This is a genomic window from Pseudomonas sp. P20, assembly GCF_016463925.1.
Taxonomy (GTDB): domain Bacteria; phylum Pseudomonadota; class Gammaproteobacteria; order Pseudomonadales; family Pseudomonadaceae; genus Pseudomonas; species Pseudomonas aeruginosa.
The window spans coordinates 231,194-253,671 of the sequence record NZ_JAEMVM010000016.1 but is presented as its reverse complement, the minus strand read 5'-3'; the positions used below and the strand labels follow the sequence as shown (position 1 = coordinate 253,671).

Annotated in this window: 22 protein-coding genes; 15 read left to right on the top strand and 7 right to left on the bottom strand. The window is 66.6% G+C overall.

The genetic code is table 11. The features are described 5' to 3' along the window. Positions 1 to 9: 9 nt before the first annotated feature. From pctB to JHD77_RS21975, 4 genes are all read left to right on the top strand, one after another. A complete protein-coding gene (gene pctB / locus JHD77_RS21990) occupies positions 10 to 1,899 on the top strand; it encodes a methyl-accepting chemotaxis protein PctB (RefSeq protein WP_003148126.1) in 1,890 nt (629 codons plus the stop codon). A gap of 317 nt (positions 1,900 to 2,216) precedes the next feature. Continuing rightward, positions 2,217 to 3,332 (top strand): glycosyltransferase family 4 protein, encoded by a 1,116-nt coding sequence (locus tag JHD77_RS21985; RefSeq protein ID WP_003101181.1) that lies wholly within the window; start codon positions 2,217 to 2,219, stop codon positions 3,330 to 3,332. After that, the gene (locus JHD77_RS21980) at positions 3,325 to 4,086 is read left to right on the top strand and encodes a DUF2334 domain-containing protein (RefSeq protein ID WP_191519330.1); all 762 of its coding nucleotides are present in this window, start codon (positions 3,325 to 3,327) and stop codon (positions 4,084 to 4,086) included. The genes JHD77_RS21985 and JHD77_RS21980 overlap by 8 nt, the downstream gene beginning before the upstream one ends. Continuing rightward, entirely contained in the window at positions 4,083 to 5,084 is a 1,002-nt protein-coding gene (locus tag JHD77_RS21975) for a lysylphosphatidylglycerol synthase transmembrane domain-containing protein (protein ID WP_003120851.1), read from the top strand. Before JHD77_RS21980 ends, JHD77_RS21975 begins: the two co-directional genes overlap by 4 nt. Here the strand turns inward: JHD77_RS21975 and JHD77_RS21970 are convergent. Both JHD77_RS21970 and purU read right to left on the bottom strand, forming a co-directional pair. Next, positions 5,059 to 5,271, bottom strand: a complete 213-nt coding sequence (locus tag JHD77_RS21970) for a hypothetical protein (protein ID WP_003101176.1) — start codon at positions 5,269 to 5,271, stop codon at positions 5,059 to 5,061. The genes JHD77_RS21975 and JHD77_RS21970 overlap by 26 nt on opposite strands. Before the next feature lie 49 nt (positions 5,272 to 5,320). Further along, a complete protein-coding gene (gene purU, locus JHD77_RS21965) occupies positions 5,321 to 6,172 on the bottom strand; it encodes a formyltetrahydrofolate deformylase (RefSeq protein ID WP_003101174.1) in 852 nt (283 codons plus the stop codon). Positions 6,173 to 6,431: 259 nt separating this feature from the next. Between purU and mvaT the strand changes: the two genes are divergently transcribed. Next, positions 6,432 to 6,806 (top strand): histone-like nucleoid-structuring protein MvaT, encoded by a 375-nt coding sequence (mvaT, locus tag JHD77_RS21960; protein ID WP_003093888.1) that lies wholly within the window; start codon positions 6,432 to 6,434, stop codon positions 6,804 to 6,806. An 84-nt stretch (positions 6,807 to 6,890) separates the two neighbouring features. Here the strand turns inward: mvaT and sbcB are convergent, their stop codons facing one another. Continuing rightward, positions 6,891 to 8,333: an exodeoxyribonuclease I gene (gene sbcB / locus JHD77_RS21955; RefSeq protein ID WP_003120852.1), complete on the bottom strand. Its 1,443-nt coding sequence runs from the start codon at positions 8,331 to 8,333 to the stop codon at positions 6,891 to 6,893. 224 nt (positions 8,334 to 8,557) lie between these two features. Between sbcB and JHD77_RS21950 the strand changes: the two genes are divergently transcribed. Genes JHD77_RS21950 through JHD77_RS21920 form a run of 7 tightly spaced genes read left to right on the top strand, consistent with a single transcriptional unit; the run spans position 8,558 to position 16,265 of the window. Further along, entirely contained in the window at positions 8,558 to 9,295 is a 738-nt protein-coding gene (locus JHD77_RS21950; protein WP_003101171.1) for a hypothetical protein, read from the top strand. A 37-nt stretch (positions 9,296 to 9,332) separates the two neighbouring features. Then, positions 9,333 to 10,130, top strand: a complete 798-nt coding sequence (locus JHD77_RS21945; RefSeq protein ID WP_003123273.1) for an RDD family protein — start codon at positions 9,333 to 9,335, stop codon at positions 10,128 to 10,130. Continuing rightward, the gene (locus JHD77_RS21940; RefSeq protein WP_003093893.1) at positions 10,127 to 11,107 is read left to right on the top strand and encodes a stage II sporulation protein M; all 981 of its coding nucleotides are present in this window, start codon (positions 10,127 to 10,129) and stop codon (positions 11,105 to 11,107) included. The genes JHD77_RS21945 and JHD77_RS21940 overlap by 4 nt, the downstream gene beginning before the upstream one ends. Further along, positions 11,094 to 12,665, top strand: coding sequence for a DUF4129 domain-containing protein (locus JHD77_RS21935; RefSeq protein WP_003120854.1), 1,572 nt, complete (start codon positions 11,094 to 11,096; stop codon positions 12,663 to 12,665). The genes JHD77_RS21940 and JHD77_RS21935 overlap by 14 nt, the downstream gene beginning before the upstream one ends. Next, positions 12,662 to 13,933 carry a DUF4350 domain-containing protein gene (locus JHD77_RS21930; protein ID WP_003101165.1) on the top strand — a complete coding sequence of 424 codons (1,272 nt, stop codon included), beginning with the start codon at positions 12,662 to 12,664 and terminating at the stop codon, positions 13,931 to 13,933. Before JHD77_RS21935 ends, JHD77_RS21930 begins: the two co-directional genes overlap by 4 nt. Further along, positions 13,930 to 14,937 carry an AAA family ATPase gene (locus JHD77_RS21925; RefSeq protein ID WP_003093896.1) on the top strand — a complete coding sequence of 336 codons (1,008 nt, stop codon included), beginning with the start codon at positions 13,930 to 13,932 and terminating at the stop codon, positions 14,935 to 14,937. Before JHD77_RS21930 ends, JHD77_RS21925 begins: the two co-directional genes overlap by 4 nt. Further along, positions 14,934 to 16,265 carry a DUF58 domain-containing protein gene (locus tag JHD77_RS21920; RefSeq protein WP_191519331.1) on the top strand — a complete coding sequence of 444 codons (1,332 nt, stop codon included), beginning with the start codon at positions 14,934 to 14,936 and terminating at the stop codon, positions 16,263 to 16,265. The genes JHD77_RS21925 and JHD77_RS21920 overlap by 4 nt, the downstream gene beginning before the upstream one ends. Before the next feature lie 4 nt (positions 16,266 to 16,269). Here the strand turns inward: JHD77_RS21920 and JHD77_RS21915 are convergent, their stop codons facing one another. From JHD77_RS21915 to JHD77_RS21905, 3 genes are all read right to left on the bottom strand, one after another. Next, on the bottom strand, positions 16,270 to 16,629 hold the full coding sequence (locus JHD77_RS21915; protein ID WP_003093898.1) for a PilZ domain-containing protein: 360 nt from the start codon (positions 16,627 to 16,629) through the stop codon (positions 16,270 to 16,272). A 60-nt stretch (positions 16,630 to 16,689) separates the two neighbouring features. Then, entirely contained in the window at positions 16,690 to 17,112 is a 423-nt protein-coding gene (locus tag JHD77_RS21910; protein ID WP_003093901.1) for a DUF4124 domain-containing protein, read from the bottom strand. 102 nt (positions 17,113 to 17,214) lie between these two features. Next, on the bottom strand, positions 17,215 to 17,598 hold the full coding sequence (locus tag JHD77_RS21905) for a tetratricopeptide repeat protein (protein ID WP_003120855.1): 384 nt from the start codon (positions 17,596 to 17,598) through the stop codon (positions 17,215 to 17,217). 93 nt (positions 17,599 to 17,691) lie between these two features. Here JHD77_RS21905 and JHD77_RS21900 point away from each other — a divergent pair, with 93 nt between their 5' ends. From JHD77_RS21900 to pyk, 3 genes are all read left to right on the top strand, one after another. Next, positions 17,692 to 18,498: a tetratricopeptide repeat protein gene (locus tag JHD77_RS21900; protein ID WP_003101159.1), complete on the top strand. Its 807-nt coding sequence runs from the start codon at positions 17,692 to 17,694 to the stop codon at positions 18,496 to 18,498. 84 nt (positions 18,499 to 18,582) lie between these two features. Further along, positions 18,583 to 19,497 (top strand): universal stress protein, encoded by a 915-nt coding sequence (locus JHD77_RS21895; RefSeq protein ID WP_003093926.1) that lies wholly within the window; start codon positions 18,583 to 18,585, stop codon positions 19,495 to 19,497. Positions 19,498 to 19,579: 82 nt separating this feature from the next. Then, positions 19,580 to 21,031, top strand: coding sequence for a pyruvate kinase (gene pyk, locus JHD77_RS21890; RefSeq protein ID WP_003093930.1), 1,452 nt, complete (start codon positions 19,580 to 19,582; stop codon positions 21,029 to 21,031). Between the two features lie 633 nt (positions 21,032 to 21,664). Here the strand turns inward: pyk and JHD77_RS21885 are convergent. Continuing rightward, positions 21,665 to 22,438 carry an enoyl-CoA hydratase gene (locus JHD77_RS21885; RefSeq protein ID WP_003101155.1) on the bottom strand — a complete coding sequence of 258 codons (774 nt, stop codon included), beginning with the start codon at positions 22,436 to 22,438 and terminating at the stop codon, positions 21,665 to 21,667. Between the last annotated feature and the right edge of the window lie 40 nt (positions 22,439 to 22,478).

Below are 22,478 nucleotides of genomic sequence, written 5' to 3'. Positions count from 1 at the left end.
CAAGAAACCATGATCAAAAGTCTCAAGTTCAGCCACAAGATCCTGCTCGCCGCCGCGCTGGTGGTGATCGCGACCTTCTCCCTCTTCACCCTCTACAACGACTCCCTGCAGCGTGCCTCGATCCGCGAGGACCTGGAGGACTACCTGCACGAAATGGGCGAGATCACCGCCAGCAACGTGCAGAACTGGCTGAGCGGGCGCATCCTGCTGATCGAGAACCTGGCCCAGACCCTGGCCCGCGACCACAGCCCGGAGACCACCCAGGCCCTGCTGGAGCAGCCGCTGCTGGGCTCGACCTTCCTCTTCACCTACCTGGGGCAGACCGACGGCACCTACACCGCGCGCCCCACCAGCGACCTGCCGGCCGACTACGACCCGCGCCGCCGCCCCTGGTACAACGCCGCCACCAGCGCCGGCCAGACCACCCTCACCGAACCCTACATGGAGCCGGCCATCCACGAGCTGGTACTGACCATCGCCAGCCCGGCGCGCCAGGGCGGCCAGCCATTCGGCGTGGTCGGCGGCGACCTCAGCCTGCAGACGGTGGTGAAGATCATCAACTCGCTGGACTTCGGCGGCATGGGCTACGCCTTCCTGGTCAGCGGCGACGGCAAGATCCTCGTCCATCCGGACAAGGACCAGGTCATGAAGAGCCTCAGCGACGTCTACCCACGCAACACGCCGAAGATCGGCAGCGGCTTCAGCGAGGCCGAGCTGCACGGCAACACCCGGATCCTCAGTTTCTCTCCGGTCAAGGGCCTGTCCGGCCTGGACTGGTACATCGGCATCTCGGTGGACAAGGACAAGGCCTATGCCATGCTCACCAAGCTGCGTACCTCGGCGATCGTCGCCGCGCTGATCGCGGTGGTCGCCATCGTCCTCCTCCTCGGCATGCTGATCCGCGTACTGATGCAGCCGCTCACCGACATGGGCCGCGCCATGCAGGACATCGCCCAGGGCGAAGGCGACCTGACCAAGCGCCTGAAGGTCACCAGCAACGATGAGTTCGGGGCCCTGGCCATTTCCTTCAACCGCTTCGTCGAGCGTATCCACGAATCGATCCGCGAGGTCGCCGGCACCGCTCGCCAACTGCACGATGTGGCGCAACTGGTGGTGAACGCCTCGAACTCCTCGATGGCCAACTCCGACGAGCAGTCCAACCGCACCAACAGCGTCGCCGCGGCGATCAACGAACTCGGCGCCGCCGCCCAGGAAATCGCCCGCAACGCCGCCGATGCCTCGCACCACGCCTCCGACGCCAACCACCAGGCCGAAGACGGCAAGCAGGTGGTCGAGCAGACCATCCGCGCGATGAACGAGCTTTCCGAGAAGATCAGCGCCTCCTGCGCCAACATCGAGGCCCTCAACAGCCGCACGGTGAACATCGGCCAGATCCTCGAAGTGATCAAGGGCATCTCCGAGCAGACCAACCTGCTCGCCCTCAACGCCGCCATCGAAGCCGCGCGCGCCGGCGAAGCCGGACGCGGCTTCGCAGTGGTCGCCGACGAGGTGCGCAACCTGGCCCACCGCGCCCAGGAGTCGGCCCAGCAGATCCAGAAGATGATCGAGGAACTGCAGATCGGCGCCCAGGAAGCGGTCAGTACCATGACCGAGAGTCAGCGCTACAGCCTTGAAAGCGTGGAGATCGCCAACCGTGCCGGCGAACGCCTGAGCAGCGTCACCGGACGGATCGCCGAGATCGACGGGATGAACCAGTCGGTGGCCACCGCCACCGAGGAGCAGACCGCGGTGGTCGATTCGCTGAACATGGACATCACCGAGATCAACACCCTCAACCAGGAAGGCGTGGAGAACCTCCAGGCCACCCTGCGCGCCTGCGGCGAGCTGGAAACCCAGGCCGGGCGCCTGCGCCAGCTGGTGGACAGCTTCAAGATCTGAGCACTGCCCGAGCCGTAGCCGAACCGGCGGATAATCGCGCCGCGGCTATCCGCCCTGCCCCCGGCCATTCGTAGGGTGAACAACGCCAACGGCGTTGTTCACCCTTATCCTGCCAGGATGCCTCCCGAGGCATGCCTTCCTCTCCGCCCGCTCCCTCTGCGACCTATTCCCGCGCTGGCTGCCGCAAGCGCGCCGGCTCGCGCTTTCTTTCCTAGACTTGAAGCTACCCACGGCTCCCGCACACCGTTCGAACGACTGCCGGTGCCGGTGGTCCACTGAGTGGCAGAAGGAACAAGCTCAACGGAGGAAGGCCCATCGTGCACATCGCCGATATGACCATGTTCTACGCGCCTGCCAGCGGGGGGGTACGCACCTATCTCGAAGCCAAGCATCGCCATCTCTGGCACTATCCCGGCATTCGCCACAGCGTGCTGGTTCCCGGCGCCAGCTACCGCCAGGCGAACGGCATCCACGAGGTGCCGGCGCCGCCGCTGCCATTCGGCAATGGCTACCGCTTCCCTCTCCGTCGCGGCCCCTGGCGCAAGGTGCTGCGCAATCTGCAACCGGACCTGATCGAGGTCGGCGACCCCTACCTCACCGCCTGGGCGGCGCTCGACGCGCGACGTCGGCTGGACGTGCCGGTGATCGGCTTCTACCACTCCGACCTGCCGCTGCTGGTGAGCAATCGCATGGGCGCCTGGCTCGGCACCAACGCGGACAACTACGTCAGCAAGCTGTACGGCCACTTCGACCGGGTCCTGGCCCCCAGCCGGGTAATGGCGGAAAAGCTGATGCGCCTGGGCGTCGCCGACGTGCATGTACAACCGCTGGGCGTCGACCTGGTCACCTTCCATCCGAGCAACCGCGATCCGGGGCTGCGCCAGGAACTCGGCCTGGACGAGGAAACCCGCCTGCTGGTGTTCGCCGGGCGCGGTTCGCGGGAAAAGAACCTGCCGGTACTGCTCGACGCCATCCAGCGCCTCGGCGACGGCTATCACCTGTTGCTGGTGGGTTCCAACATGCCGACCCGGGTACCGCGCAACACCAGCGTGGTCGACCATTTCTGCGACAGCCGCGAAGTCGCCCGCCTGCTGGCGAGCAGCGACGCGCTGCTGCACGCCGGTGACCAGGAGACCTTCGGCCTGGTCGCACTCGAAGCGATGGCCAGCGGCATTCCGGTGGTGGCGGTGCGCGCCGGGGCACTGGCGGAAATAGTCCCGGAGCGTTGCGGCGTGCTCTGCGCGCCGAACAACGGCGACGCCATGGCCTGCGCGGTGCGCGAACTGTTCAGCCACGACGTCGAGCTGCGCGGCCAGCGCGCCCGCCGTCACGTCGAGCGCCAGCATGCCTGGGACGCGGTGGTCGCCGGCCTGCTCCTGCACTACCACGCGGTACTCGGCGACAGCGAGGCGAGGTTCCCGCGCTATGGCTGAACGCAGCCTGCTGCTGGTGTTGCACGACGTGGCCCCGGAAACCTGGCCGGACTACCGGCCCTTCGTCGAGGCCGTGGACGCGCTCGGCCAGGTCCCCATGACCTGGCTGGTAGTGCCCGATTTCCACCATCGCAACCCGTTGGAAGCCGACGAAAAGTTCTGCGAACTGCTCTCGCGGCGGGTGGCCCGGGGTGACGAACTGGCTCTCCACGGCTTCTATCACTACGATGACGCCCCACCACCGCGTACTCCAGGGCAATACTTCATGCGTCGCATCTACACCTGGGAGGGAGAGTTCTATGCCCTCGACCACGCCGAGGCCAAGGCCCGCCTGGCCGCCGGCATCGAGCTGTTCCGCCGCCGCGGATGGCCGCTGCACGGTTTCGTCGCGCCGGCCTGGCTGATGAGCGCCGGCACCCGCCAGGCGCTCGTCGAGAGCGGGCTGCGCTACACCAGCGACCCGTCCAACCTGTATCTGCTTCCCCACCTGCAACCGATCGAGGCCCCCGGCCTGGTCTGGAGCGCGCGCAGTGCCTGGCGTCGCGGCCTCTCCTGGGCGCTCAGCGAGCAGCGCCGCCGGGCCTGGCGCGCAGCGCCGGTGATCCGTCTCGGACTCCATCCGGTCGACATGCGCCATCGCTTTTCCCGCGAATACTGGCTGCGTACCCTGCGCACCCTGCTGTCCGAGGGGCGCCAGCCGTTGACCAAGATCGACTGGCTGGAGCGCCACCTCGCCCTGGACCGCGCGGCATGAGTCGAGGCTGGTTACTGCTGTTCGGTTTGATCGGTGCCTCGCTGATTCCGCTGGTGCTCGGCGGCAGCGACATGTTCCCGCGCTTGCGCGCCTTCCCGCTGGACAGTCTGCTGCTGATGTTCGGCATGATCGTGGTCTGCTGGTTCATCAACGGCCTGCGCCTGCGCCTGCTGCTCGCCGGGCGCGCCGGCAAGCTCGGGCAATTGCAGAGCGTCGGCATCATCATGGCCAGCGAATTCGCTTTCTGCGCCACTCCGGGCGGCAGCGGCGGGCCGTTGACCCTGATGGCGCTGCTGGCCCGGCGCGGCCTGCGCCCGGCACAGACCAGCGCGGTGTTCGCGGTCGACCAGTTGGCCGACCTGACGTTCTTCCTCTGCGCCCTCGGCGCGATCCTGATCTATGCCCTCAGCCATTCGCTGAGCCCGAACATGGAATCGAGCCTGATCTTCAGCGCGGTATTCCTGGTCGGCCTGTTCGTCGGCGCGGTAATGCTGATCCGCTACCTGCACCAGGTGATCCGCTTCAACGGGCGGGTTCTGGCGCGGCTCGGCGTGTCATCGCGCAAGCGCCTGCACTGGGGCCGCAAGATCCTGCATTTCCGCATTGCCCTGCACGACAGCCTGCGCCTGCCGAAACGACGCCTGCTGGCGGTCTTCCTTCTCAGCAGTACGCACTGGCTACTGCGCTTCAGCGTGCTCGATCTGACCCTGCGCGGCCTGGGAGTGGATATCCAGTGGGCCTGGACCTTCCTGATCCAGATGGTCTCGCTCAGCGCCGGACAGCTCTCGCTGATCCCCGGCGGCGCCGGCGGCACCGAGCTGACCTCGGCGGCCCTGCTGGCCCCCATGATCGGCAAGTCGACGGCGGCGGCGGCCATCGTCATCTGGCGAGCGGTGACCTTCTATTTCTACCTCGTCGCCGGCGGCCCGGTGTTCGCCGTGCTCGCCGGACGTCCGCTGCTGAAGAAGCTGATCAGCAGTCGCGAGGCTTCTTCCTGAGCGTATCCTCGGCGTCAGCCTCGCCCGTCTCGCTGGCGCTCTCCTGGATACGCCGCCAGAGTTCGGCCGCGCCGGGAAACTCGGTTCCGTCCTCGTCGCCGAGGGCGTCGATGTCGTAACGGCTTGTGCAACCCTCGCCGAGGGTCGGTGGCGGGCTGGCGGTGCCCGCCGACCTGGGATCGCTCATGTTCGTTCCTCCGGGTGCCGGCCCTGGCCGGCATTCCAGGGAAGCCGACTCAGTCGAACACCACCGTCTTGTTGCCGTGTACCAGTACGCGGTCTTCCAGGTGATAGCGCAGTCCGCGCGCGAGCACCAGTTTTTCCACATCCTTGCCCAGCCGCACCATGTCTTCGACGTTGTCGCGGTGAGTGACCCGCACCACGTCCTGCTCGATGATCGGACCGGCATCCAGTTCCTCGGTCACGTAATGGCTGGTCGCGCCGATCAGCTTGACCCCGCGCTTCGACGCCTGGTGATACGGCTTGGCGCCGATGAAGGACGGCAGGAAGCTGTGGTGGATGTTGATCACCTGGTGGGCGTACTTGCGGCACAGGTCCGGCGGCAGGATCTGCATGTAGCGAGCCAGGACGATGCAGTCGGCGCCATGTTCGTCGATCAGCCGGGAAACTTCATCGAAGGCCGGCTGCTTGTCCTGCGGATCGACGGGAACGTGGAAATACGGGATGCCGTGCCACTCGACCATGCTGCGCAGGTCGTCGTGGTTGGCGATCACGCAGGGAATCTCGCAGTCCAGTTCGCCGCTGTGCCAGCGGTGCAGCAGATCGGCCAGGCAATGGGACTCCTTGCTGGCCATCAGCACCACGCGCTTCTTCACCTCGGAATCGGTGATCCGCCATTCCATGGAGAATTCGCGGGCGATCGGGGCGAAAGCCTGGCGGAAGCCATCCAGGTCGAACGGCAGAGAGTCGGCACGGATCTCGTGGCGCATGAAGAACCAGCCGTTATCGTTGTCGGAATGATGGCTGGCTTCGGTGATCCAGCCATTGTAGGTGGCCAGGAAGTTACTCACCTTGGCAACGATCCCGACCCCGTCGGGACAGGCGATCACCAGCCGAAAAGTGCGCATGGGTATACTCCAGAAACATCGCGAAAGGCCGCCATTCTAGCGGCATGGCGGGAAAAGTTCAGCCTCGGCGAAGGCCTTTCGACAGGCTGTTGCGCGAGAGAATAAACCCGCACAACAGGGCAATCCCGATGCGGAATTAATTACTTTGAATTTCATCGAGAAAAGTTTTCATCCCGGTTTACTTACAGTTTCGCCCTGACTATTATTGAATCTACTTACATGCCCGCCACCGCCACTCAGCACAGACAAGGTACCTGACATGTCCCTGATCAACGAATATCGCGCCACGGAAGAAGCCATCAAGGAACTTCAGGAGCGCCTGAAGTCCCTGGAACAAGACGACAAACTGAAAAAAGAACTGGAATTCGAAGAGAAGCTGCGCACGCTGATGGGCACTTACCAGAAGTCCCTGCGTGACGTGATTTCCCTGCTCGATCCGGACGCCAAGATCGGCAAGAGCACCCGCACCGCCAAGGCGCCTGCCGGCAAGCGCGCGCGCAAGGTCAAGCAGTACAAGAACCCGCACACCGGCGAAGTCATCGAGACCAAGGGCGGCAACCACAAGACTTTGAAAGAGTGGAAAGCCAAGTGGGGCCCCGAGGCCGTCGAGAGCTGGGCCACCCTGCTCGGCTAAACCAGTCAGTTCCACGAAGAACGCCAGCCCAGTGCTGGCGTTTTTCATTTCCGCCGGATCGTACCGACTCCTCTGCCTGCGTCCTCAAGTCTCCAGCGAATAGCGTTGACGCAGTTCCGCGGCGTAATCGCGCCAGGCCGCAAGTACCGCCGGCAATGTGCCGCCCTGCTCTTGCCGACAAGCCTCCAGCGCCGCCTCGAAGGCCGGCAAAGTATTCGGTGCGCCGTATTCTTCATGGGACAAACGATTGCGGCAGAAGCTTTCCCATTGTTGGCGCTCGGCCACATTTAAAGTTTCCGGGAAATTTCGCGCACGATAGCGAAAGAACAACTCCTGCAAACGGGCATCGTCGAAGGGCCATTGTTCTTTGGCCAATTGCTCCGGTTCGGCAAGGCGCAGCTGTTCACAAAGGCGTCGATCCCGATCGCCAATAAATCCGTCATACAACTGTTGCTCGGGGTCGTCGCTGGCGGAGAAACTTTCTTCGCCATATAGCGCTGTCAGTTTGTCCGCCCAGACGGTTTGATGCTGGCGCAACAGCTCGGCTTTTCGCTGGCACTCCTCGAGTTCGATGCCGGTTCGCTGGCGATCCTCGGCGCGCAATACCGACAGCGGCGCCACCACCGGGCAACGGTTGACCTGGATCTGCTTCAACGGCACCGGCAACTCGCCCTCGGCCAGTTCGTCGCGACGGGTATACAGGCGCCTGCGCAAGTCTTCGGCCGACAACTCCAGCAGCGGCGCGGGATCGGCGCAGAGGTCGCAGACGATCAGAGCATTGCGGTTGCGCGGGTGCCAGGCCAGCGGCAGGACCACCGAGAGGAAATGGCGCTCCGCGGAAAAGCGTCCGGAGACATGCACCAGCGGCTGCAGCAGGCGCACCTGGTCGAGCACCTTGTGCTTGCTGCGCAACTGGTAGAGGTAATCGTACAGGCGCGGCTGGCGCTGACGGATCAGGCGGGCCAGGGCAATGGTGGCGCGGACATCGGAAAGCGCGTCGTGGGCCTGCCCATGCTCCAGGCCGTTCGCCGCGGTGAGCATTTCCAGCTTCAGCGACAGCCGGCCGTCCAGCTGCGGCCACTGGATGCCCTCCGGGCGCAGGGCATAGGCGGTACGGACCATGTCGATCAGGTCCCAGCGGCTATTGCCGCCTTGCCACTCGCGGGCGTAGGGATCGAAGAAGTTGCGGTACAGGCTGTAGCGCGTCACTTCGTCGTCGAAGCGCAGGGAGTTGTAGCCAGCCACGCAGGTCGCCGGCTGCGCCAGTTGGGCGTGTACCCGGGTCATGAAGTCGGCCTCGGACAGCCCCCGCTCGGCCAGCCGCTGGGGAGTGATGCCGGTGATCAGGCAAGCCATAGGGTGGGGCAGGATATCGTCGCTGGGACGGCAATACAGGTTCATCGGCTCGCCGATCTCGTTCAGCGCCTCGTCCGTGCGGATCCCGGCGATCTGCAACGGCCGGTCGCGGCGAGGGTCGATGCCGGTGGTTTCGTAGTCGTACCAAAAAATACTCGCGTTCACGGTCATTCCCTTTCTGGCGGCACCGGGCAGTCTACCAGTGACTGCCGCGAAGCTCGCGACCCACTTCGGGGATTTCCAGGTTTTCCAACGAACTCACGGAAAGCGCCGTAGGCACGGCCCGCCAGGGCGCGTCAGTGCGCATATCTGCCATCCGAACCTTGCGTTGTCCCCTCCGCCCTCGCTAGCATTCCGCTCGCACGGATGCCCGTTTCACTGACAAGGACAGCACCATGAACGACACCAGCAATCCCTACGCCACCCCCGCCAGCGCCCTGCAACCGACCCAGGCGGTGCCGCCGGTCATCGGCGACTACGACTTCCGCATCGGCGACGTGATCAGCGAAGCCTGGGCCAAGATCAAGGGCGTCAAAGGCATCCTGATCGGCGCCTTCGTGGTCTACAGCGTGGTGATCCAGACCATCACCTTCATCCTCACCCTGCTCTTCGGCGGTATCGGCCTGATGAGCGAGGCCGATCCCATCGCCTTCGCGGTCGGCCAGATGATCGCCAGCCTGGTCGCCACGGCGGTGGGCTACCCGTTCTTCACCGGCCTGACCATGATCGGCATCCGCCGCGCCGCCGACCAGCCGGCGACCTTCAACGAAATGTTCAACTACTTCGGCATGCTGGTGCCGCTGCTGCTCACCGGCCTGCTGATGATGCTGATGGTCTACGTCGGCTTCTTCCTGCTGATCATCCCCGGTCTCTACCTGAGCGTCGCCTACATGCTCGCCCTGCCGCTGGTGGCCGAGCGCGGCCTGACGCCCTGGCAGGCCCTGGAAACCTCGCGCAAGGCCATCAGCCGCCACTGGTTCAAGGTGTTCGGCCTGCTGCTGGTGCTGAGCCTGCTGATGCTGGTGAGCATGATCCCGCTGTTCATCGGCCTGATCTGGACCGGCCCGCTGTTCGTCGTCTCCATGGGTATTCTCTACCGCACCATCTTCGGCGTTCGCCCGCTGGGCAACTGAGGTGCAGACCGGGCCGTCGCGGCGGCCCGGTTGCCTGATGACGCCACGCTGGCTAGCATCTGACTTTCCCCGACACGGCCCCCCGATGCCACCGAACGCAGCCGCTCGCCTCGTCGCGCCCGCCTCCCGGCCAGGCGCCGAGGTCCTCGACACCCACTACCACGTGGAAACGCCGGAAGGCATCGACCTGCTCCTGCGTCCCGCCGGCGTCGTCCCCCGGGCCCTGGCCTATACCATCGACCTCTGCATCCGCGGCCTGATCATGCTGGTGCTGATGCTCGGCCTGGCGTTCCTCGGCAAGCTCGGCGCCGGCCTCGGCCTGCTGCTGACCTTCATCATGACCTGGTGGTACATGGTCCTCTTCGAGGTGCTCAACCAGGGCCGCTCGCCCGGCAAGCAGATGATGGGACTGCGCGTCGTCCACGACGACGGCACTCCGGTGGGCTGGGCCGCGTCGCTGCTGCGCAACCTGCTGCGCTTCGCCGACATCCTGCCCTTCGGCTACGCCCTCGGTCTGCTCTGTTGCCTGAACCATCCGGCCTTCAAGCGCCTGGGCGACATCGCCGCCGGCACCCTGGTGGTCTACCGCGAACCCGAACTGAGCCGGCCCAGCCTGCCTGACGTCGAGCCGCAACTGCCGCCCTTCCCCATGAGCCTGGAAGAACAGCGCGCCTTCCTCGGTTTCGCCGAACGCGGCGCGGCGCTTTCCTCGGCACGCCGCGAGGAACTGGCGGGCATTCTCGCCGAACCGCTGGGCGTCGAGCCGGTACGCGCCCAGGCCGAGATCAACGGCATCGCCCGCGGCTTTCTCGGCCTGCGTCAGGAGAGCGCATGAAACAGAGCCTCTTCGAACAGCGCCACCAGGCCGCCTGGCAACGCTTCGACAAACGCCTCGCCTTCCTCGAGAAAGGCAAGAAGCTGGAAGGCTCCAGCGACGACTTCGCCGCCGATTACCGGCGCCTCTGCCAGCAACTGGCGCTGGCCCAGGAGCGCGGCTACAGCAGTCACCTGATCGACCAGTTGCAGCAACTGGCGATGCGCGGCCACCAGCAGTTCTACCGGCACCGCAGCCACCTCGGCAGCCGCATCCTCGGCTTCCTGCTCGCCGGCCTGCCGCGCCTGGTCCGCGAGGAATGGCGCAGCATCGCCGTGGCCAGCCTGCTGTTCTACGGCAGCGCCCTGCTCATGGGGCTGCTGGTCTATCACTTTCCCGACCTGATCTACAGCGTGGTCAGCCCGGACAAGGTCAGCGAGATGGAGTCTATGTACGCCCCGGAAACCACCCGCCTGGGTCCGTTGGGGGCACGCGACACCAGCGACGACTGGGAAATGTTCGGCTTCTACATCATGAACAACATCGGCATCGCCTTTCAGACCTTCGCCAGCGGCGTGCTGCTGGGACTCGGCAGCCTGTTCTTCCTGCTGTTCAATGGCCTGATGATCGGTTCGGTGGCCGGCCACCTGACGCAGATCGGCTACGTGCAGACCTTCTGGCCGTTCGTCATCGGCCACGGCGCGTTCGAACTGACCGCCATCACCTTCGCCGGCGCCGCCGGCCTCAAGCTCGGCTGGGCGCTGCTCGCGCCAGGTCGCCTGACCCGCGGCGAAGCCCTGCGGCTGGCCGCCCGGCGCAGCGTGCAACTGATCGCCGGGGTGATCGTGCTGTTGCTGCTGGCGGCCTTCACCGAGGCCTATTGGTCTTCCATCAGTCATTTCGAGCCGCGGGTGAAGTACGCGGTCGGCGCGGTCCTCTGGCTGCTGGTCGGCAGCTACTTCCTGTTCGCCGGACGGAGCCGCCATGCGCCTGACTGACGCCAGCGTGGCGATCCGCCCGCGCAGCGCCTGGGAAGCGCTCGACCTCGGCATCCTCCTGGCGCATCGCCATGCGCGCCTGCTGATGGGCAGTTGGGCGTTGCTGACCCTGCCGCTGTTCGCCGTGCTCAGCCTCCTGCTGTGGCAGCATCCGACCCTGGCGATCCTGATCTTCTGGTGGCTCAAGCCGGCCTTCGAACGGCTGCCGCTGTACATTCTCTCGCACGCCCTGTTCGGCGATACGCCAACCCTGAGGCAGGCCCTGCGCGCCTATCCCGCCCTGCTGAGGAAGCAGTTGCCGGCCAGCCTGCTGTGGCGCCGCTTCAGTCCGACGCGCAGCTTCGACCTGCCGGTCCTGCAACTGGAAGGGCTCGCCGGGGAGCCCCGCAGCCAGCGCCTGATCGTATTGTCCCAGCGCAACGCCGGCGGCGCGACCTGGCTGACCGTGGTCGGCGTGCACCTGGAAATGGCGCTCTGGGCCGGCTTCGCCATGCTTCTCTACCTGCTGATCCCGGCGCAGAACGAGATCGACTGGAACTGGCAGAGCCTGCTCGACCCGGAAGCCGGCGAGTGGCTCTGGCTGGAGCACCTGTCGAACCTGCTCTACGTCCTGGTGCTGGTAGTCTGGGAGCCGATCTACGTGGCCTGCGGCTTCACCCTCTACCTGAACCGGCGCACCGAACTGGAGGCCTGGGACATCGAGCTGGTGTTCCGCCGCCTGCGCCAGCGTCTGGTCGGCAGCGCCTATGTCCTGCTGCTCGGCCTGACCGCTTCGCTGGCCTGGCTGCCCGCCCCTTCCGCCTACGCCGAGCCGGCGGCCGCCACCAGCGCCGGCGAAGCCGAGCTGCCGCCCGAGCAGGCCCGCCTGCTGCGGCAGAAACTCAACAGCGAACAGGCCGGCAAGCAGATCCGGGCGATCGTCGACGGCGCGCCGTTCAAGAACAGCGAGACCGTTACGGGCTGGCGCTTCGGCGACAAGACCGAGAAAAAGGACAGCCGCAAGGAGGACGAAGAGCGGCTCAAGGCATTCTTCGAGGCCCTGGCCAACTGGGTGCCGTTCCGTCACGCGGCGCAGGTCATCGAAGTGCTGCTCTGGGCGCTGCTGTTCAGCGCGGTGTTCCTGCTGGTCTGGCGCTACCGTGAATGGCTGCGCCTGTTCGTCGGCAACCTGGGCTTGCCGCAACGGGCCCGCCGCGAAGCGCCGACGGTGATGTTCGGCCTCGATCTCAGTCCGGAAAGCCTGCCCGACGACATCGCCGGCAACGCCGAACGGCTCTGGAACGAGAAACCACGGGAAGCCCTCGGCCTGCTCTACCGCGGGCTGCTCAGCCGACTGCTGCATGACTACCGCCTGCCGTTGAAGGGCTCCCATACCGAGGGCGAGGTCCTGCGTCTGGTCGAAGGACTGGAGCAACAACGGCCGCTGCTGCACTACAGCCAACTGCTGACCGCCCAATGGCAGGCGCTCGCCTACGGCCACCGGCTGCCGGCCGACGACGCTCGCCAGCGCCTCTGCGACGGCTGGCGCAGCCTTTTCGCCGCGGGAGCCAAGCCATGATGAGCCGGCGCGCGCGCTTCCTGCTGCTTGCCGTGCTCCTGCTGCTGGCCGGGCTGCTGGCGATCTTCCTGGCCAGCCGCCTGCAACCCTATACGGAGACGATCGACCTCGGCCCATCGCCGGAGGCCCGGCGCAATCCCTACCTGGCCGCCGAACTGTTCCTGCGCAAGCAGGGGGTCACGGTGAGCCGCGCCGACGGCCTTGAGGTCCTCAAGGAACTGCCGCCCTCCGGGCATACCCTGCTCCTGCTCGGCAGCCGCTCCGGCATGACTCCCGGCCAGGCTCGCCGCCTGCTGCAATGGAGCGAGCAGGGCGGGCATCTGGTGCTGATCGCCGAACGCCTGTGGGACGAGGACGAGAAGAAGAGCGGCGACCTGCTGCTCGACAGCCTGGATATCCGCCAGTACCTGACCGAGGACTTCGACGACAGCCAGGACCGGGCCAGCGAGGAAACCGCCGACGCCGACGCCGACGAAGGTAGCGTCGACGACCATGCGACCGAAGCGCCGCCGGAGGAAGCCGCCGGCGAGGAAGAAGAGCCCGCCGACAGCGTGCCGGACTATTCCGCACTGACCCGCCTGTACCTGGAAAACGAGCGCTCGCCGGCCTACATCGGCTTCGATCCCGACTACCACCTCTACGATCCGCAGAACCACGCCTACGCCTGGGCCAACAGCGGCGACGCCACCCACCTGTTGCAGATGCAGCACGGCAAGGGCCTGGTCACGGTGCTCACCGACGCCTGGATCTGGCAGAACCGCAACATCGAGCAGTACGACAACGCCTGGCTGCTCTGGTACCTGACCCAGGACAACCAGGTGACCCTGCTCTACCGCGCCGAACGCGACAGCCTCGCCACCCTGCTCGCCCGCCACTTCCCCGAGGCCCTGGCGGCAGCGCTGCTGTTGTTGCTCGCCGGCCTGTGGCGCGCAGGGCTGCGCCAGGGTCCCTTGCAGCCGGTGGCCAGCCGTTCGCGCCGGCAACTGGAGGAACACCTGCGCGCCGGCGCCGACTTCCTCCTCCGCCAGCGCGGCCACGTTGCCTTGCTGCACGGTCTGCAACGCGACATCCTGCGCAGGGCGCGGCGTCGCCACCCCGGTTTCGAACAGCTCGGCGTCGCCGAGCAATGGCAGATCCTCGGGCGCATGACCCGCCTGCCACCCAGCGCCATCAGCCAGGCCATGCGCCCATATCCGGCGCAGCGCCTTTCCGCTGCCGACTTCACCCGCCAGGTCGCCCACCTGCAAAGCCTCAGGAATGCCCTATGAGCGAACAGACGCCCGAACAACCGAGCACCGCGCCCAACCCGGCGCTCCAGCGCCAGCGCGCCAGCCAGCTGGCCCAGGCCCTGCGCAGCGAACTGCAGAAAGCCCTGATTGGCCAGGGCGCGGTGATCGACGATGTGCTCACCGCGTTGCTCGCCGGCGGCCACGTGTTGGTGGAAGGCGTGCCGGGGCTCGGCAAGACCCTGCTGGTACGCGCCCTGGCGCGCTGCTTCGACGGCGGCTTCGCGCGCATCCAGTTCACCCCCGACCTGATGCCCAGCGACGTCACCGGCCACGCCGTATACGACCTCGCCAGCGAGCAGTTCAAGCTGCGCAAGGGGCCGGTGTTCACCCACCTGCTGCTGGCGGACGAGATCAACCGCGCGCCGGCCAAGACCCAGGCCGCCCTGCTGGAAGTGATGCAGGAGCGCCAGGTCACCCTGGAAGGACGCGCCCTGCCGGTGCCGCAGCCGTTCATGGTGCTGGCGACGCAGAACCCGATCGAGCAGGAAGGCACCTATCCGCTGCCGGAAGCCGAACTCGACCGCTTCATGCTCAAGCTGCGCATCGATTACCCGGCCGAAGCCGAGGAACAGACCCTGGTGCGCCAGGTGACCCGCTCCGCGCGCAGCGACATGCTCGACGTGGCCAACCTGCGGCCGCTGCTGAAGGACAAAGACGTTCTCGCCCTGCAGCGGATCGCCAGCGACCTGCCGATCGACGACCAGGTCCTCGACTATGCCGTGCGCCTGGCCCGCACCACCCGCAACTGGCCGGGCCTGGCCCTCGGCGCCGGACCTCGCGCGTCGATCGCCCTGGTCCGTTGCGGCCGGGCGCGGGCGCTGTTGCGCGGCGGCGAGTTCGTGGTGCCGGACGACATCAAGGGCTGTGCCCTGGCGGTCCTGCGCCATCGGGTCCGGCTGTCTCCGGAGCTGGACATCGAGGGGCTGTCGGTGGACCAGGTCCTGCAACAGTTGCTCGACCAGGTACCGGCCCCCCGCGTATGAAGCCATCGCGCGCCCTGCTGGCGCTGTTCGCCGCGCTCCTGCTGCTGGCCATCGGCCTGGGCAGCCTGTCGGCGCTCGGCCAGCGGTTGCCTGCGCAACTGCATACATTCTGGTGGGCGGCGCTCGCCGCGCTGCTCCTGCTCGGCCTGCTGGACGCCCTGTGGGCACGCCGCCAGCCGGTGCCGAAGCTGAGCCGCCAGCTCAGCGGCAACCTGCCGCTGGGGCGCTGGAGCGAAGTGCGCCTGCATCTGCAGCACACCTATCGGCGTCCGGTTCGCCTGACCCTGTTCGATCACCTGCCGGCCGGTATGGATTTCGAGTACCTGCCGCAGGAGGTCGAACTGCGCCCGGGCGAAAGCACCGAGGTCGGCTACCGGGTGCGGCCGCTCAACCGCGGTCACTTCGTGTTTCCCCGCTGCGAGCTGGAACTGCCCAGCCCGCTGCGCCTGTGGCGGCAGCGCCGCTACCTGGAAGCACGTGGCGAGACCCGCGTCTACCCGGACTTCGCCCGCCTCTACGGCGCCGAACTGATGGCGGTCGACCACTGGCTCAACCAGATCGGCGTACGCGGCGGCCAGCGCCGCGGCCTCGGCCTGGAGTTCCACCAGTTGCGCGAATTCCGCGACGGCGACACCCTGCGCCAGATCGACTGGAAGGCCACCGCTCGCAAACGCACGCCGATCGCCCGCGAATACCAGGACGAACGCGACCAGCAGATCCTCTTCCTGCTCGACTGCGGCCGCCGCATGCGTAGCCAGGACGGCGACCTGTCGCACTTCGACCATGCCCTCAACGCCAGCCTGCTGCTGGCCTACGTGGCCCTGCGCCAGGGCGACGCGGTGGGCGCCATGACCTTCGCCGGCGACGACCGCCGGCATCTCCCGCCGGGCAAGGGCAGCGCCCAGCTCGGCGCGCTGCTCAACACCGTCTACGACCTGCAGACCAGCCAGCGTCCCGCCGATTTCCCGGAAGCCGTGCAGGCGGTGCTGTCCCGCCAGCGGCGGCGGGCCCTGGTGATCCTGGTAACCAACCTGCGCGACGAGAACGACGAAGAACTGCTCGGCGCGGTGAAACGCCTGGGCCGCCAGCACCGGGTGCTGGTCGCCAGCCTGCGCGAGGAAGTGCTCGACACCCTGCGCCACGAGCCGGTCGCCCGCTACGAGCAGGCGCTCGCCTACACCGGCACCATCGACTACCTGAATGCGCGCAACGGCCTCCACGAGAAGCTCGCGGCCCACGGCGTGCCAGTGCTCGATGCGCGTCCCAGCGAACTCGGGCCGGAGCTGATCAGCCGCTACCTGGGCTGGAAGCGCGCCGGCGTGCTTTGACGGATCAGACCGACTGCGGCTGGCGGGGGAAGCTGAAGTAGCGGCGCAGCGCCTCCACCAGTTCGAGGAATTCGGCGGGCGGCGCCAGCAGATGGAAGCCGGAATCGAAATGACCGGGCGTGACGTCCTCGCAGGTCCACCGGCAGTCGGCGGAAAAATCGATGCATTGCGGGCGACCGCCCAGTCCCGGAACCTTCAGGCGCAGTTCGAAACGCGCGCCGACCAGCATCGGCAATTGGCTGATCAGCAGCAGGCCGTCCTCGGAGACGTTGCCGATGTAGCCCATCGGCTTATCGGTGATGCGATTGAACACCTTCAGGTAGCTGGGCAACTGATGGCGCTGGATATGTCGTTGAAGACCCATAATGGCATTTCGCTATAATTTGCAGTCCAGTATGACGATGCCGGCGCTCGGGGAACAAGCTCAGCGGCAGCGTTCGGACTCCCGCGAGGCCAGTTCGCGACGAATGGCGTCCAGCTCGGCATCGCTCAGATAAACCGGCCCGCCGCCGGCGTCCTGCCGATAGAAGCGGCCGCCGCGTTCGAGCTGGGACAACTGTTGCCGCAAGCGCCCGCATTCCTCGGCCAGCGCCGCCTGGCGCTGGCCGGCACGTTCGGCGGCGGCGGTGCGTTCCTCGCGACGAGCATCGAAATACTCCTGGGTGCGCTGCTCGCGCTGGCGGGTCGCGGCGTCACGTTCCACCACCTGCGGCCTGACTTCGACGCGTTGCGCGCCGGCCGGTGGCGTGGCGGAGAAGTGTACCTTGCCCTGGGCATCGGTCCAGCGATAGATGTCCGCCTGCGCCAGCACGGGCATCAGGGCGACACAGAACCACAGGGCACGCATGCGAACCTCCTCCGTGAAATCCAGGGCGAAGCTTACCGGATAGACCGGTGTCCCATGCGACCGACGGTCAGCCTGAACGCCCGTCCAATCCCTCCCGGCCGCCTACAGGCGGGTCGGCACGGCGCTGGCCGAGGCCGGCGTCTCGCTCAGCCGGCCCAGCTGGCGCAACGTCTCCAGCCGCGCCTTGGCACGGTAGGCATATTCGCTGGTGGGGTAACGGGCGATGATGAAGTGGTAGGTCTGCGCCGCGTCGACGAACAGGCTCTGGCGTTCCAGGCACTGGCCGCGCAGCAGCGAGATTTCCGGCTGCAGGTAGGGCCGCGCGCGAATCCGCCGTTCGGCCCGCGACAGGTCGAGCATCACCTGTGCGCAATCGCCTTTGTCGTAGGCGCGGTAGGCCCCGTTCAGGTCGCTGTTCAGCGACCAGCTGTTACAACCGGTGGCACTCAGCGCCAGGCAGGCAACGATCAAGCTTCGCATAGGCATATCCTCCGTTGGGAACTGTATCGGCGCGTATTGGCGTGACTGAAGGGCCTGACTAGACTGGGATGCCCCTCGCCCTGGCGCCAAGGAGATGCCATGCGCTTCGCCCGCCGTCTCGTCCTGCTCCCGTTGCTGTCGCTGCTGGCCGCCTGCTCGCCGACCACGCCGCTGTTCGTCGCCCAGGTGACCACTGGCGAAGTCGCCGAATACAAGCAGATGAAGAGCAACCGCATGACCGCCGCCATCGAGGAGGAAGGCGACCTGCTGACCTACAGCGCCATGGCGATCCGCGACAACAGGAGCGCCGAGGCGGAAAAGCTCTACCTCACCGGCTACGACAATCGCCGCTACAGCGCCGAGGTGCGCGGTATCTCGCTGTACCAGATCGGCCTGATCTACATGAGCCGCTACAACGACCAGCGCGACGACGCCAAGGCCACCGACTACTTCCAGCGCGTGGTCCGCGAGTTCCCCGGCACCCACGCCGCCGAGCATGCCCAGGCGCGCCTGCTGGCAATGCGCCAGCGGGCCAGGGAGCCGGTGCAGAAGAGCGCTCGCGAATTGCTCGCCACCTGGAAGCCACAGCAGAACCTCGATCTCTACAAGACCAGCCTCGACCCGGACATGACCCTGCTGTCGCGCCGCGCGGTGCTCAAGGATCGGGTCGACGAAGCCGCCGAGCTCTACCTGCTGGCGGTCAACGATCCGGCGATTCCTGCCGGTATAAAGGAAAAAGCCCTCTACCAGCTCGGCCTGATGTACCTGGCGCCGGACAACCCGCACCCGAACCGCGACAAGGCCATCGAATACCTGCGTCGCCAGTTGCTCGACTATCCTGAAGGCGAATTGTCGAACAAGGCCGGCCGGCACCTCGACCAGGCGCTCAACGTGCAACCTCGCTGATCCCCGCCGGACTGACCCAGATCAAGCGCCCGTCGCGGCGCCTGGTCTGCAATGGCATTCCCGCCCAATGCCAGGAGCGTTGCCATGAACCTGCATAACCTGCTGGTGGTCGTCGACCCGAGCAGCGACGAACAGCCGGCCCTTACCCGTGCCCAGTGGATCGCCGAACGCAGCGGTGCCAGCGTCGAGTTGCTGCTGTGCGACTTCAACCCGGCGCTGGACGGCGGGCTGTTCTTCGACAGTCACTCGCTGCAGCGTGCCCGCGACCTTTACCTGGACGAACGGGTCACCTGGCTGGAGCAGCTTTCCATGCCGCTGCAGCAGGCCGGCATCCGCACTCAGGTCGAGGCCCAGTGGGGCAAGCCGCTGGACCGGATGGTCCTGCAACGGGTCGGCGAAACCCGGCCCGACCTGGTCCTCAAGAGCACCCGCAAGCACAACCTGCTGCGCCGCCTGCTACTGGGCAACAGCGACTGGCAATTGATCCGCCACTGCCCGCAGCCGCTCTGGCTGGTCCATCACGACGCCTGGCGCGGCCAGCGCCTGTGCGCGGCGCTCGACCCGCTGCATGCCAGCGACAAGCCGGCCGCCCTCGATCACCGGCTGATCGCCGCCGCCCGCCAGCTCGAAGCCAGCCTGGGGCTGCGCGCCGACTACCTGCATACCCACGCGGCGATGCCGCGCAGCCTGCTGTTCGACGCGGAAATGCTCGCCGGCTACGAGCGTTTCGTGCTGCAACATGAGGAACGTCACCGCCAGGCCTTCGACGACCTGCTGGCAGCCTACCCGGAGATCGCCGCGGAGCGCCGCCACCTGCTGGCCGGCTATGCCGAGCAGGCGATCCCCGACTTCGTCCGGGCCAACGACATCGACCTGCTGCTGATGGGCGCGGTCGCCCGGGGGCACCTGGACAACGCACTGATCGGGCAGACCGCCGAACGCGTCCTGGAGGAGGTGGAATGCGACCTGCTGGTGCTCAAACCGACAAATGACATCTGATGCAGATAGTATGACTCCGCAGTCGCCGCCGAGCCTCGCCGGTGGTAGCCTGCACGCCAGCGTTATCCAAGGAGTCCTTTGCATGTCCGTTCGCCGCACCAAAATCGTCGCCACCCTCGGCCCAGCCAGCAATTCCCCGGAAGTGCTGGAGCAACTGATCCTGGCCGGGATCGACGTCGCCCGCCTCAACTTCTCCCACGGCACCCCCGATGAACACCGCGCCCGCGCCAGGCTGGTGCGCGAACTGGCGGCCAAGCACGGCCGCTTCGTCGCCCTGCTCGGCGACCTGCAAGGACCGAAGATCCGCATCGCCAAGTTCGCCAACAAGCGCATCGAATTGCAGGTCGGCGACAAGTTCCGCTTCTCCACCAGCCACGCCCGCGACGCCGGTACCCAGGAAGTGGTCGGCATCGACTACCCGGACCTGGTGAAGGACTGCGGGGTCGGCGATGAACTGCTGCTGGACGACGGCCGGGTGGTGATGGTGGTCGAGGAAGTCGCCGCCGACGAACTGCGCTGCCGGGTGCTGATCGGCGGCCCGCTGTCCGACCACAAGGGCATCAACCGCCGCGGCGGCGGTCTCACCGCGCCGGCGCTGACCGACAAGGACAAGGCCGACATCAAGCTGGCCGCGGACATGGACCTGGACTACGTGGCCGTTTCCTTCCCGCGCGACGCCAAGGACATGGAATACGCCCGCCGCCTGCTCACCGAGGCCGGAGGCAAGGCCTGGCTGGTAGCCAAGATCGAGCGCGCCGAGGCGGTCGCCGACGACGACGCACTCGACGGCCTGATTCGTGCCAGCGACGCGGTAATGGTGGCCCGTGGCGACCTCGGCGTGGAAATCGGCGATGCCGAGCTGGTCGGCATCCAGAAGAAGATCATCCTGCACGCCCGCCGCAACAATAAAGTGGTGATCACCGCGACCCAGATGATGGAGTCGATGATCCACAGCCCGATGCCGACCCGCGCGGAAGTCTCCGACGTGGCCAACGCCGTGCTCGACTACACCGACGCGGTGATGCTCTCGGCGGAAAGCGCCGCCGGCGAGTACCCGGTGGAAGCGGTGAAAGCCATGGCCCGCGTCTGCCAGGGCGCCGAGAAGCACCCGACCAGCCAGAAATCCAGCCACCGCCTCGGCCAGACCTTCGACCGCTGCGACGAGAGCATCGCCCTGGCGTCGATGTACACGGCCAACCACTTCCCGGGGATCAAGGCGATCATCTGCCTGACCGAAAGCGGCTTCACCCCGCTGATCATGTCGCGCATCCGCTCGTCGGTACCGATCTACGCCTACTCCCCGCACCGCGAGACCCAGGCTCGCGTGGCGATGTTCCGCGGCGTGGAAACCATCCCCTTCGACCCGGCGGCGCTGCCGGCGGAGAAGGTCAGCCAGGCCGCGGTCGACGAGTTGCTCAAGCGCGGCGTGGTGACCAAGGGCGACTGGGTGATCCTGACCAAGGGCGACAGCTACACCGCCCAGGGCGGCACCAACACCATGAAGGTGCTGCACGTCGGCGACCTGCTGGTATAAGCGCACGTCGCGGCGGATAACGCCTGGGGCGTTATCCGCCCTACGGACCGGCGCTCCGCTAGCCCAACGTGGTGTAGGGCGAATAACCGCTACGCGGTTATCCGCCATTTCAGACGCCTCACGGCGAATAACGCCTATGGCGTTATCCGCCCTACGGACCGGCGCCCCGCTGGCCCAACGTGGTGTAGGGCGAATAACCGCTACGCGGTTATCCGCCGTTTCAGCCGCATCGCGGCGAATAACGCCTAGGGCGTTATCCGCCCTACGGACCGGCGCTCCGCTGGCCCAACCTGGTGTAGGGCGAATAACCGCTACGCGGTTATCCGCCGTTTCAGCCGCATCGCGGCGAATAACGCCTGGGGCGTTATCCGCCCTACGGACCGGCGCTCCGCTAACTCAACGTGGTGTAGGGCGAATAACCGCTACGCGGTTATCCGCCATTTCAGACGCCTCACGGCGAATAACGCCTGGGGCGTTATCCGCCCTACAGACCGGCGCTCCGCTGGCCCAACCTGGTGTAGGGCGAATAACCGCTACGCGGTTATCCGCCGTTTCAGCCGCATCGCGGCGAATAACGCCTGGGGCGTTATTCGCCCTACGGATCGTCGCTCCGCTGGCCCAACAGCGGTGTGCTCAGGCGAACCTGGAGAAATCCGGCTGGCGCCGGTGCATGAAGGCGCTGAGCGCCTCGATCGCCTCGGGCGAGCGCAGTCGGGTACTGAAGATATCGCCTTCCTCGGCGATCACCCGGCGAAGCTCCTCGATAAACGGCGCTTTCATCAGGCGCTTGCTCTCCACTACCGCCGAGGGCGCCAGGTGCAGGAAGCGCCGGGCCGCATCGCGGGCGTGCTCCAGCACCGTGGCGCCATCCTCCAGCGCCGCATTGGCCAGGCCCCAGGCCGCCGCCTGCTCGCCGCTGAAGTCCTGGCCGAGCATCAGCAATTCCGCAGCCCTGGCATGACCGAGCATGCGCGGCAGGATCAGGCTCGAGCCGAACTCCGGTGTCAGGCCGAGGTTGACGAACGGCATCTTCAATCGCGCGTTGCGACCGACGAAGACCAGGTCGCAATGCAGCAGCAGGGTGGTGCCGATACCCACCGCCGGTCCGTTCACCGCGGCGATCACCGGCTTGGGGAATTCCAGCAGGGCGCTCATGAAGCGGCCGACCGGGCTGTCGCGCAGGGATGGCGGTTGCTCGAGGAAGTCGAGGATGTCGTTGCCGCTGGTGAAGCAGGCATCGCCGCCAGTGATCAGCACTACCCGCACAGCCGTATCGGCCTGCGCCTCCAGCAGCGCCTCGGCCATCCGACTGTACATCGCGCGGGTCAGCGCGTTCTTCTTGTCCTGGCGGTCCAGGCGCAGGGTCAGCAGCCCCGCTTCGCGTTCGACCCGAATCAGCTCGCTCATCGTCACTCCAGGGATGCGGCGCAGGGCCGCGGCAATGGCT